Annotated in this window: 12 protein-coding genes; 5 read left to right on the forward strand and 7 right to left on the reverse strand. The window is 73.1% G+C overall.

The window, feature by feature from the left end; genetic code table 11:
* The coding region (locus tag CWIS_RS19425) for a putative PEP-binding protein (RefSeq protein WP_048343275.1) at nt 1–814 on the forward strand (814 nt) is incomplete at its 5' end.
* A gap of 107 nt (nt 815–921) precedes the next feature.
* Here CWIS_RS19425 and CWIS_RS10550 read toward each other — a convergent pair.
* The 3 genes from CWIS_RS10550 to hrcA form a co-directional block, all read right to left on the reverse strand.
* Nucleotides 922–1680, reverse strand: coding sequence for a 16S rRNA (uracil(1498)-N(3))-methyltransferase (locus CWIS_RS10550; RefSeq protein WP_048343249.1), 759 nt, complete (start codon nt 1678–1680; stop codon nt 922–924).
* Nucleotide 1681: 1 nt separating this feature from the next.
* Complete coding sequence (gene dnaJ / locus CWIS_RS10555; RefSeq protein WP_048343250.1) at nt 1682–2812, reverse strand: molecular chaperone DnaJ; 1131 nt, start codon at nt 2810–2812, stop codon at nt 1682–1684.
* Between the two features lie 97 nt (nt 2813–2909).
* The gene (gene hrcA, locus CWIS_RS10560) at nt 2910–3932 is read right to left on the reverse strand and encodes a heat-inducible transcriptional repressor HrcA (protein WP_048343251.1); all 1023 of its coding nucleotides are present in this window, start codon (nt 3930–3932) and stop codon (nt 2910–2912) included.
* A gap of 189 nt (nt 3933–4121) precedes the next feature.
* Between hrcA and CWIS_RS10565 the strand changes: the two genes are divergently transcribed.
* On the forward strand, nt 4122–4985 hold the full coding sequence (locus tag CWIS_RS10565; RefSeq protein ID WP_048343252.1) for a DUF3097 domain-containing protein: 864 nt from the start codon (nt 4122–4124) through the stop codon (nt 4983–4985).
* A 79-nt stretch (nt 4986–5064) separates the two neighbouring features.
* Here the strand turns inward: CWIS_RS10565 and CWIS_RS10570 are convergent, their stop codons facing one another.
* Nucleotides 5065–6000, reverse strand: a complete 936-nt coding sequence (locus CWIS_RS10570; RefSeq protein ID WP_053071671.1) for a hypothetical protein — start codon at nt 5998–6000, stop codon at nt 5065–5067.
* A gap of 166 nt (nt 6001–6166) precedes the next feature.
* Here CWIS_RS10570 and CWIS_RS10575 point away from each other — a divergent pair, with 166 nt between their 5' ends.
* Complete coding sequence (locus CWIS_RS10575) at nt 6167–6568, forward strand: DUF4870 domain-containing protein (RefSeq protein WP_048343253.1); 402 nt, start codon at nt 6167–6169, stop codon at nt 6566–6568.
* Nucleotides 6569–6627: 59 nt separating this feature from the next.
* On the opposite strand, the gene hemW is transcribed toward CWIS_RS10575, so the two are convergent.
* The gene (gene hemW, locus CWIS_RS10580) at nt 6628–7866 is read right to left on the reverse strand and encodes a radical SAM family heme chaperone HemW (RefSeq protein WP_048343254.1); all 1239 of its coding nucleotides are present in this window, start codon (nt 7864–7866) and stop codon (nt 6628–6630) included.
* 25 nt (nt 7867–7891) lie between these two features.
* Complete coding sequence (gene lepA / locus CWIS_RS10585) at nt 7892–9778, reverse strand: translation elongation factor 4 (RefSeq protein ID WP_048343255.1); 1887 nt, start codon at nt 9776–9778, stop codon at nt 7892–7894.
* 123 nt (nt 9779–9901) lie between these two features.
* Between lepA and CWIS_RS10590 the strand changes: the two genes are divergently transcribed.
* Both CWIS_RS10590 and CWIS_RS10595 read left to right on the forward strand, forming a co-directional pair.
* Nucleotides 9902–10627 (forward strand): maleylpyruvate isomerase family mycothiol-dependent enzyme, encoded by a 726-nt coding sequence (locus CWIS_RS10590; protein ID WP_048343256.1) that lies wholly within the window; start codon nt 9902–9904, stop codon nt 10625–10627.
* 149 nt (nt 10628–10776) lie between these two features.
* The gene (locus tag CWIS_RS10595) at nt 10777–10980 is read left to right on the forward strand and encodes a dodecin family protein (protein ID WP_048343257.1); all 204 of its coding nucleotides are present in this window, start codon (nt 10777–10779) and stop codon (nt 10978–10980) included.
* 19 nt (nt 10981–10999) lie between these two features.
* Here the strand turns inward: CWIS_RS10595 and CWIS_RS10600 are convergent, their stop codons facing one another.
* Nucleotides 11000–11446: a hypothetical protein gene (locus tag CWIS_RS10600; protein ID WP_048343258.1), complete on the reverse strand. Its 447-nt coding sequence runs from the start codon at nt 11444–11446 to the stop codon at nt 11000–11002.
* Nucleotides 11447–11532: the final 86 nt, after the last annotated feature.

Consider the following 11532-nt stretch of genomic DNA (forward strand, 5'->3'; position numbering starts at 1 on the left):
GGCGACGATCCGCCTGCTCGACCCGCCGCTGCACGAGTTCCTGCCCGACCTGACCGACCTCTCGGTCAAGGTCGCGCTGGCCGAGGCGCGCGGCGACGTGGACGCGCACGACGTCGCGCTGCTCGGCGCCGTGCGGCGCATGCACGAGGCCAACCCGATGCTCGGCCTGCGTGGCGTCCGGCTCGGGCTCGTGATCCCCGGGCTGTTCGCGCTGCAGATCCGCGCGGTCTGCGAGGCGACCGCCCGGCTGCTCGCGGACGGCCACGCACCGCGCCCCGAGATCATGGTCCCGCTCGTCGGCTCGGTGCAGGAGCTGCGGCTCGTGCGCGAGGAGGCGCTGACGATCATGGCGGAGGTCGCCGCCGAGACGGGCCAGCGGCTCGACCTGCCGGTCGGCTGCATGATCGAGCTCCCGCGCGCAGCACTCACGGCCGGCCGTCTGGCGACCGAGGCGCAGTTCTTCTCGTTCGGCACGAACGACCTGACCCAGACCACGTGGGGCTTCTCGCGTGACGACGTCGAGGGTGCGTTCTTCGCGCAGTACACGGCGAACGGCGTGCTCGCGGTCTCCCCGTTCGAGACCATCGACACCCGTGGCGTCGGACGCCTCGTGCGGATCGCCGTCGAGGAGGGCCGGGCGGCGCGTCCGGACCTGCACCTGGGCGTCTGCGGCGAGCACGGCGGGGACCCGGAGAGCATCCGGTTCTTCCACGAGGTCGGGCTGGACTACGTGTCCTGCAGCCCGTTCCGCGTGCCGGTCGCGCGGCTCGAGGCAGGCCGCGCCGCGGTCTCGTCCACGGCGGACACGCGCTGAGCCACCCGCCGGCGTCACCCTCCTGACGCACGGCGGCGCGTGAGAGCGGCGCCGGTCCCGCGAGTGCAGACTCGCGGGACCGGCGCCGTCGCCATGCGGACCAGCGCCTACGACCAGCGGCCGAGGCGCGTCGAGAGCAGCGCGAGTGCGACCGGGCCGGCGGTCGACGTGCGCAGGACGTGCGGGCCCAGGCGCACCGGCCGCGCGCCGGCGTCCGTCAGGCGGGCGAGCTCGTCGTCGCCGATCCCACCCTCGGGGCCGACGACGACCAGCACGTCGCCCGCCGTCGGCAGCATCGCGTCGGACAGCGGCTCGGTGGCGTCCTCGTGCAGCACGAGCACCGCGCCGCCGTCGGCGACCACCTGCCGCGTGCGCGCCGCGAGCGGCTTCGACTCGATCGCGACGTCCACGTCGGGGACCCAGGCGCGCCGGGCCTGCTTCGCCGCGGTGCGGACCGTCCCGAGCCAGCGGGCCCGCGACTTGGCGGCGCGCTCGCCCCGCCACACGACGATCGAGCGCTCCGCCTGCCACGGCACCACCGCATCGACGCCCACCTCGGTCGCGGCCTCGATGGCGAGCTCGTCGCGGTCGCCCTTGGCGAGCGCCTGCACGAGCACGAGCCGCACGTCCGGTGCGACCTCGCGCACGACCGCCTCCGCCCGCACGTCCACGCCGTCGGCGCCCACGCTCGCGACGACGCCGACGAGGCGCACGCCACGCGTGTCGACGACGTCGACGCGCTCCCCGGGCGCCCGGCGCTGGACGACGCCCGCGTGGCGACCCTCGGCGCCGTCGAGCCGGAACACGTCGCCCGAGGTCACCTCGTCGAGCCTGCCCGGCTCGACGAGGAAGACGGGAGCCGTCACCTCAGCGTCCGGCGAGCTTGTCGCGCAGCTTGCTGAAGACGCCCTGGTGCGACGCGGCGAACCGCGCCTCCGGACGCTCCTCGCCGCGCAGGGCCGCGAGGCGCTGCAGGAGCTCGACCTGCTCGTCGTCCAGCGCGGTCGGGACCGTCACGTCGACGTGCACGTGCAGGTCGCCGCGCCCACCCACGTGCAGGTGCCCGACGCCCAGGCCCTTGAGCGTGACGACCTGCTCCGGCTGCGTGCCGGGGTGCAGGTCGACCTCCTGCGGGCCGTCGAGCGTGTCGAGCGTCAGCACCGTGCCGAGTGCCGCCGCCGTCATCGGCACCGAGAGCGTCGCGTGCAGGTCGTCCCCGTCACGCTGGAACACCTCGTGCCGACGCTCGCGCACCTCGAGGTAGACGTCGCCGGCCGGGCCGCCGGCCGGGCCGACCTCGCCCTGACCCGTGAGCTTGATGCGCGTGCCCGTGTCGACGCCCGCGGGGACGTCGACCGCGAGCGTGCGGCGCGAGCGCACGCGACCCTCGCCCGCGCACTCCGTGCAGGGCTCAGGGATGGTCGAGCCGAAGCCGCGGCAGGCCGCGCACGGCTGGTTCGTCATGACCTGGCCCAGGAACGAGCGCGCGACCCGCTGCACCGTGCCGCGACCGTGGCAGACCTCGCACGTGCGCGGCGACGTGCCGGGCCGGCAGCACGAGCCCTGGCAGGTGGGGCACAGGACCGCGGTGTCGACCGCGACCTCGCGGTGCACGCCGAACGTGACCTCGGTGAGGTCGAGGTCCAGCCGCACGAGCGCGTCCTGGCCGCGCCGCGAGCGCGGGATCGGCCCACGCTGCGCCGAGGCACCCGTCGCCGCACCGAAGAACGTCTCGAAGATGTCCTGGAACCCGAAGCCGCCGCCCATGCCGCCGCCGGGCGACGACGGGTCGGCGCCCAGGTCGTACGCGCGGCGCTTCTCGGGGTTGCCGAGCACCTCGTACGCGCGCGAGACGTCCTTGAACCGGTCCTCCGCGGCCGGGTCGTCGCCCGCCACGTCGGGGTGGTGCTCGCGCGCCAGCTTCCGGTAGGCCTTCTTGATCTGCTCGGGCGTCGCGTCGTGCGCGACGCCGAGGATCTCGTAGTAGTCGTTGCTCACGAGGTGGTGTGCTCGCTTCCTGGCGGGCTCGTCGGGCGGTCAGGACGCCTGGGCGTCCGGGTGTTCGTCGTCTGGGTGTGCCGGGTGCGGGAGGCAGTCACCCGGCGAGGATCCGGGTGAGGTAGCGGGCCACGGCGCGCACCGATGCCATGGTCGCGGGATAGTCCATGCGCGTCGGGCCGATCGCGCCCACGCGGGCGATCGACGCGCCGCTCTCGTCGCCGTACCCGCTGGTCACGAAGCTCGTGCTGACGAGCCCGTCGTGCCGGGTCTCGTGCCCGATGCGCACGGACACGGTCGCGTTGTCCTCCGCCATGTCCGACAGCAGGCGCATCAGGACGACCTGCTCCTCGAGCGCCTCGAGGACCGGGCCGAGGCTGCGTGCGAAGTCGTCGTTGCCCCGCGCGAGGTTCGCGGTGCCCGCGAGCACCACCCGCTCCTCGCTCTCCTGCGTGAGGGTCTCCTCGACCACGCCGACGACCCGCCGCAGGAGCGCCAGCTCGTCCGCGGAGTACTGCTCGGCCAGGTCGTCGACGAGGCCCGCGAGCTCGCCGATGCGCCGGCCCGCGACCCGCGCGTTGAGCGTGACCCGCAGCTGCGCGACGACGGGCTCGGTGAGGTCGAGCGACGTCTCGAGCGTGCGCTGCTCGACGCGGCCGGTGTCGGTGATGAGCACGACGAGCAGGTGCCGCGGGGCGAGCGGGACGAGCTCGACGTGCCGCAGCGTCGAGCGCCGCAGCGACGGGTACTGCACGACCGCGACCTGGTGGGTGAGCTGCGCGAGCAGGCGCACGGAGCGGTCCACGACGTCGTCGAGGTCGACGGCGTCCTCGAGGAACGCGCCGATCGCGCGCTTCTCGGGCGCCGACAGCGGCTTGACGGTCGTCAGGCGGTCGACGAAGACGCGGTAGCCCTTGTCGGTCGGGATGCGACCGGCGGACGTGTGCGGCTGGGCGATGTACCCCGAGTCCTCGAGCGCGGCCATGTCGTTGCGGATGGTGGCCGACGACACCCCGAGCGAGTGGCGCTCGACGAGGGCGCGCGAGCCCACAGGCTCGCTCGTCGCGACGTAGTCCTCGACGATCGCGCGCAGCACGTCCATCCGCCGCTCGTCGCTCATCGCCGCCTCCGTCCTTCGCCGTCGCCCGTCGACCGCTACCCGTCCGGCCGTTCCCCTGGCACTGCCCGGTCGCACCCCGCGTGTAGCACTCGACCCTGCCGAGTGCCAATCCTACGCCGCGCCCGTCCGGTTCCGGCCGTGCGGTCCGCCACGCCCCCTAGGGTGACGGACCGGAGGACGGAGGTCGAGATGGATCGGTACGGCAGCGACGTGCTCGGCGGCGGGACGGGTGCCGCGCGCCCCGAGCACCACCGCGCACCACGGGTCTCGCGGCCCCAGGCGGCGGAGCGCGGCCTCGTCGTCGAGGAGGTCACGACCGGGTGGGTCGGCGCAGTCGTGCGCGTCGAGAAGTCGGGGGGCCAGCACGTGGTGGTCCTCGAGGACCGGCACGGACGCACCCGCACCTTCCCCCTCGGCCCGGGGTTCTGGGTCGACGGCGAGCCCGTGCGCCTCACGCCACCGGTGACGTCGACGGCCCCCCGCGCCCCCGAGCGCACCGCCTCCGGCTCGCGCGCCGTGCACGGGGCCCGGGCGCGCGTCGCCCGCGGGTCGCGGATCTGGGTCGAGGGCAAGCACGACGCCGAGCTGGTCGAGAAGGTCTGGGGCGACGACCTGCGCATCGAGGGCGTCGTCGTCGAGCTCCTCGAGGGTGTCGACCACCTCGTGGACGCTCTGCGTGACTTCGCCCCCAGCCCGGACCGCCGCGTCGGCGTGCTCGTCGACCACCTCGTGCCCGGCTCGAAGGAGGCGAGGATCGCCGCCGACGCGCTGCGCGCGGCGCCGCGAGACACCGTGCTGGTGCTGGGGCACCCCTACGTGGACGTGTGGCAGGCCGTGCGCCCCGAGCGGCTCGGCCTGCAGTCGTGGCCGACCATCGAGCGCGGCACCGAGTGGAAGCTCGCCATCCTGCGCGAGCTCGGCTGGCCCGCCGCCGACCAGGCGGACGTCGCCCAGGCGTGGAAGCGGATCCTGCGTACGGTCCGCAGCTACGCGGACCTCGAGCCCTCGCTGCTCGGGCGCGTCGAGGAGCTCATCGACTTCGTCACGGCGTGAGGCCCGCGACAAGGTCACGTACGCACGAGGGGCACCCGACCCCGGGCGGGCCGCGGTGCCCCTCGTGCGTACCAGGCGGTCACGCGCGAGCCGTGACGGTCCCGCCCGTCAGCCGGCGGAACGAGTACACGGTGAACAGCGCGGCCACGGGGATCGCGACGAGCAGGCCGATGCCGCACACGAGCGCACCGACGAAGGTGATCACCCACGTGATGACGACGGTCAGGATCGAGGAGCCCCAGTCCTTCGTCTGCAGCGCGATGCTCTCCTTGATCGAGTCGACCGGGGGTCGAGCTCGGTCCACCAACAGGTGGAACGCGAAGAAGCCGAAGTAGTAGATCGCGAGCGACAGGAGCGCCCCGAGGAACGGGATCAGGCCTGCGACGAGGCTCGCGATCGCGAACAGCAGCGCGAGCACGAACTTCGGGCTGATGGCGGAGAAGTCGAACAGGTCGCCCACGGAGACCGCACGGCCGTCGGCCACCTTGAACGCCGCACCGAGCAGCGAGGCGATGAACAGGCCGGACAGCAGGCTCGACAGGAGCGTCGAGGCGATGCCGGCGAAGCCGGTGGAGGCCACCGCGAAGTAGCTCGCGCCCGCGTTGTCGGCCAGCCGCGAGAAGCCACCGAACACGGCGAAGACGACCGACCACACGACGCCGATGACGACCGCCCACAGCAGCGTGCCGATCACGAAGGCGAGAGCGTTCTGCGTGAACGCCTTCCAGGCCCAGGAGAAGCCGGAGCCGATGTCGACTCCTGCGGGCTGCGGGTACCCGGCGGGGGGCGCCCCGTAGGGCGGCGGGTAAGCGCCGGGCGGGGGCGGCGGGTAGGCGCCCGGCGGTGGCACGGGGGCACCTGCGGCGGGCGGTGTGCCGTACGGGTCCGCCGGCGGCGGATAGGCACTCGCCGGCTGGGACGGAGCAGCGGGCGACTCGGGCTGCTGCGGCTGCGCCTCTGCGGCAGGCGGGACCGGCGGGTTGTCGTCCTCCGGTCGCGGCGTGTTGTCGCTCATGCGTCTCCTTCAGTGACGGCGGGCCGAGGTGGCCCGCCGAAAGCGAACCGAAGCCGACGGGGCATGTCAAGGAACCGTGCAGGACCCGTGGACGACCTGGACCCACTACCCTGCCTGCAGACGCTCGCACGAGCGACCCGGCACGACCACCACCAGGAGGTACACCGTGAGCACGACCCCCCCGAACGGCGGAGAGGGCTGGAGCGCGGCGCCGCCGCCGCCCGCCTTCAACGCGCCGCAGCCGCTGCGCCCCGACGAGGAGAAGACCTGGGCGATCCTCGGTCACCTCCTGCCGTTCGTGTTCTCGTTCCTCGCGCCGCTCGTGATCTGGCTCGTGTTCAAGGGCCGCGGGGCATACCTCGAGCACCAGGCCAAGGAGTCGCTGAACTTCCAGCTCACGCTGCTCATCGTCTACATCGTGGGCTCGATCCTCCTGCTCGTCGTCGTCGGGATCGTCATCCTGATCGCCGCGGGCATCGGCGCGCTGGTCCTGCAGATCATGGCGGCCGTCGCGGCGAGCAAGTTCGAGTGGTACCGCTACCCGGTCTCGATCCGCTTCATCAAGTAGCACGTCTCAGGCCGCGGCGGTGCCCCACGACGGGCGCACCGCCGCGGCCCGCTGCCAGGTCAGGCTCCGAAGCCTGCGAGCGTGCGGACGACGAGGTCGGCGAGGAGCCGGCCGCGGCGGGTGAGCAGGAGGCGCCGCTCGGTGAGGAGCACCCGGCCGTCGACGAGGCCGTCCGCGACGAGCGCCGCGACGCGCCCGCGCTCGTCGGCCGTCATCTCCGCGAGCGGCATCCCCTCGGCGAGTCGTACGTGCAGCATGAGCCGCTCGAGCGCCGCCGCCTCGTCGTCGATCACCTCACGTCCGGCCGCTGGGCTCAGCCCGGACTCGAGCCGCGAGGCGTAGGCACGCGGGTGCTTGACGTTCCACCAGCGCACACCGCCGACGTGCGAGTGCGCGCCCGGACCGATCCCCCACCAGTCGTCGCCGCGCCAGTACGCGAGGTTGTGCCGGCACGCGTGCCGCGCGCCGCGCGCCCAGTTGGAGACCTCGTACCAGCCCAGGCCGGCCTCGGTCAGCAGGTCGTCGGCGAGCTCGTACTTCGACGCCTGGTCGTCGGCGTCGGGCAGCGTCAGCTCGCCACGGCGGACCTGCACGGCCATCCGGGTGCCTTCCTCGACCACGAGCGCGTACGCCGAGACGTGGTCGACGCCCGTCGCGAGCGCCGCCTCCAGCGAGGTCCGCCAGTCCTCCAGCGACTCCCCCGGCGTGCCGTAGATGAGGTCGAGGGACACGTCGAGCCCTGCGTCGCGCGCCCACGTCACGACGTCGGCGATGCGCGACGGGTCGTGCGTGCGCTCCAGCGTGCGCAGCACGTGCGGCACCGCTGACTGCATGCCGAACGAGACGCGCGTGAACCCACCGGCGGCGAGCGCCGCGAGCGACTGCGGGGTCACGGAGTCGGGGTTGGCCTCGGTGGTCACCTCGGCGTCGTCGGCCAGGCCCCAGGCGTCGTCGACCGCACGCAGCATCCCGACGAGGTCGTCGACCGGCAGGACCGTCGGGGTCCCTCCGCCGACGAAGACCGTGGACACCTCGCGCTCGGGCAGCCCGGCCGTGCGCAGCACACCCGAGGCGAGCGCCACCTCACGCCGGGCGGTGTCGGCGTACGACGCCTGGCTCGCTCCGCCACCGAGCTCGACCGCGGTGTAGGTGTTGAAGTCGCAGTACCCGCAGCGCACCGTGCAGAACGGCACGTGCAGGTACACACCGAACGCGCGCGTCTGCGCACCCGCGACGACGGACGCCGGCAGGGCGCCGTCGGCGGGCGCCTCGTCCCCGTCGGGAAGGGCGGGGCTCATGCGGGCGTGCTCACGAGCGGGGACGTCACTTCTTCTTGGCGTCCTTGGGCGCAGCGGCGTCCGACGACAGTGCGGCGATGAAGGCCTCCTGCGGCACGTCGACCCGACCGATCGTCTTCATGCGCTTCTTGCCCTCCTTCTGCTTCTCGAGGAGCTTGCGCTTGCGGGAGATGTCGCCGCCGTAGCACTTGGCCAGCACGTCCTTGCGGATCGCGCGGATCGTCTCGCGCGCGATGACGCGCGACCCGATCGCGGCCTGGATCGGCACCTCGAACTGCTGGCGCGGGATCAGGTCCTTGAGCTTGGCGGTCATCATCACGCCGTACGCGTACGCCTTGTCCTTGTGCGCGATCGCGGAGAACGCGTCGACCTGCTCGCCCTGCAGCAGGATGTCGACCTTCACGAGGTCGGCGACCTGCTCGCCCGTGGGCTCGTAGTCGAGGCTCGCGTAGCCGCGCGTGCGCGACTTGAGCTGGTCGAAGAAGTCGAACACGATCTCGGCGAGCGGGAGCGTGTAGCGCATCTCCACGCGGTCCTCGGACAGGTAGTCCATGCCCTGCAGGTCGCCGCGCTTGGTCTGGCAGAGCTCCATGATCGCGCCGATGAACTCCGCCGGGGCGAGGATCGTCGCCTTGACGATCGGCTCACGCACCTCGCGGATCTTGCCGCCGGGGAACTCCGACGGGTTCGTCACGTGGACCTCGGTGCGGTCCTCCATGACGACGTCGTAGACGACGTTGGGCGCCGTGGAGATGAGGTCGAGGTCGAACTCGCGCTCGAGGCGCTCGCGGACGATCTCGAGGTGCAGCAGGCCCAGGAAGCCGACGCGGAATCCGAAGCCGAGCGCGACCGAGGTCTCGGGCTCGTAGTTGAGCGCGGCGTCGTTGAGCTTGAGCTTGTCGAGCGCGTCGCGCAGCACCGGGTAGTCCGAGCCGTCGATCGGGTACAGGCCCGAGAAGACCATGGGCTTGGGGTCGGAGTAACCACCGAGCGCCTCGGCCGCAGGCTTGGCCGAGTTGGTGACGGTGTCACCGACCTTCGACTGGCGCACGTCCTTCACGCCCGTGATGAGGTAGCCGACCTCGCCGACGCCCAGCCCCTTCGTCGGGACCGGCTCCGGGCTGATGACGCCGATCTCGAGGAGCTCGTGCGTCGCCTTGGTCGACATCATCGCGATGCGCTCGCGCGGGTTGAGGTTGCCGTCGACCACGCGCACGTACGTGACGACGCCGCGGTAGGTGTCGTAGACCGAGTCGAAGATCATGGCGCGTGCGGGCGCGTCCGCGTCGCCGACCGGCGCCGGGACCAGCTCCACGATGCGGTCCAGCAGCTCCTCGACCCCGACCCCGGTCTTGCCCGACACCTTCAGCACGTCGGCCGGGTCGCCTCCGACGAGGCGCGCGAGCTCGTCCGCGTACTTCTCGGGCTGCGCCGCGGGCAGGTCGATCTTGTTGAGCACCGGGATGACCTGCAGGTCGTTCTCGAGCGCGAGGTAGAGGTTCGCGAGCGTCTGCGCCTCGATCCCCTGCGCCGCGTCGACCAGCAGCACCGCGCCCTCGCACGCCGCGAGCGAGCGCGAGACCTCGTACGTGAAGTCCACGTGACCGGGCGTGTCGATCATGTTGAGCGCGTACGGCTGGAGCGAGCCTGTCTCGTCCGGGACCGCCCACGGCATGCGCACGGCCTGCGACTTGATCGTGATGCCGCGCTCGCGCTCGATGTCCATGCGGTCGAGGTACTGGGCCCGCATCGCGCGTGCGTCGACCACGCCCGTGAGCTGCAGCATCCGGTCGGCCAGCGTCGACTTGCCGTGGTCGATGTGGGCGATGATGCAGAAGTTGCGCAGGAGCTCGGGCGCGGTGGCGGCAGGGCGGATGCGCGCTGCGGCTGCGGCACTCGGGATCGGGGACACGCGGTGGGTGCTCCGGTTCTGGCTCGTCGTCCGGGCGGGACTGTGGGTGACTTGGCGGTACTTCGACGGTCGTCGGCCGCGCGGGACCTTCTCGGTCACGACACACGACCCCACCATGGTCCCATGTCGCAGGCACCCGCAGGAGCGCAGCTCGACCACCTCGACCTCCTGCGCGGAGCACAGGCCGAGTTCCTGTCCTCGATCGGCGAGGTCGACCCGGCCACCCCGATCCCCTGGTGCGGCCGCTGGCGCGTGCGGAACCTCGTCGTCCACCTGAGCCGGATCCACCACTGGGCGGCAGGGCAGGCCGCCAAGCGGCAGGAGACCCCGCTCGGACGCGGACCGTTCGTGCTCGACGAGCTCTACGCCGCGCAGGCCACCGAGCTGCGCGAGACGCTCGAGCGCCTGGGCGACACGGAGGGCTGGACGCTCGTCGGGAACGGCCCCGCCTCGTGGTGGCGGCGCCGGCAGCTGCACGAGACGACTGTGCACCTGTGGGACCTGCGGGCGTCGTCGGGCCTGCCGGTCGACGACGACCCGCTCGTGTGGTCCGACACCGTGGACGAGGTCGTCACCGTCATGCAGCCGCGTCAGGAGGCGATGGGCCGGATGCAGCCGCTCGACGCCCCCGTGCGCCTCGTCGCGACCGATGCCGCCCGGTCGTGGCTGCTGGGCGCGCCAGCGCTGCCGGCGGACGGGCACGAGGGCGCCGGCCCGCGTGTCACCGTCGAGGCCACCGCGCAGGACCTCGCGCTGCTCGTCTGGGGGCGGCGCAGGCCGCAGGACGTCCGGGTGGTCGGCGACGCGCGGGCGCTCGACGAGGCGCTGTCACGGCGGCTGACCCCCTGATCCCCGCGCGACGCACGCCCGCGGGCCGCACCGGCCAGCGGTTGCGGGGTCCGGGCGACGCGACGAGAGTCGAGAGGACGGCCGGTGGCGGCAGCACCGTCCGGCGCTCGCGCCGCACCGACCGACGTCCCGTCCCACGGAGGTCGAGCATGTCGTCAGTCGCCCGCATCACCAGCATCAGCGCCCGCTCTGAGACGAGCTTCGACGACGCGGTGCGCACCGGCATCGAGCGCGCGTCGGCGACGCTGCGCAACGTGTCCGGCGCGTGGGTCAAGGACCAGAAGGTCGAGGTCACCGACGGCAAGGTGAGCGCCTACCAGGTGGTCCTGGAGGTCACGTTCGTCCTGGAGTGACGGCAGGGCCGCTGGCCCGTCAGACCGCCTGGTCGGTCCCGCGCTGCCAGGCGGCGCTCCAGTCGGTGACCAGCGTGTCCGAGCCCGACCGCTCGAGCACCGCGCTGGCCTGCGTGAGGGCCCGCGCGACGCGCTTGCTCGCGCCGAGCTCGTGCGCGCCGGCGACGCAGGTCACGAGCGCGCGCGCGTCGTCCCCGGGCGCGACGTCGGTCGCCAGCCGGACCTGGAGCTCGACCCGCGCGAGCGCGGTCATGAGGGGCAGCTGCACGACCTCCGACAGGAGGTAGCCCCCGCTGATCCCCCGCGCGGCGTCGAAGCCGCCGTCGACGCTGCGCACGCGGAAGCCCGCCGACGACACCGCGCGAGCGAGCGCGTCGAGCAGCACGGCTGCGCCCGCGCGGGTCTGGACCACGCACTGCGGCTCGTCGGCCTGGCGCGCGCTCCAGCCCTCGACGGGGCGGCTCACGCGCGCCCGCCGTCGCCCGGTCCGTGCAGCCTGCCGAGCAGGTCCTGCATCGCGGTGATCTCGTCGCGCAGCAGGTCACCCTGGTC

Origin of the sequence: Cellulomonas sp. A375-1 (genome assembly GCF_001040865.1) — a bacterium.
Classification (GTDB): domain Bacteria; phylum Actinomycetota; class Actinomycetes; order Actinomycetales; family Cellulomonadaceae; genus Cellulomonas; species Cellulomonas gelida.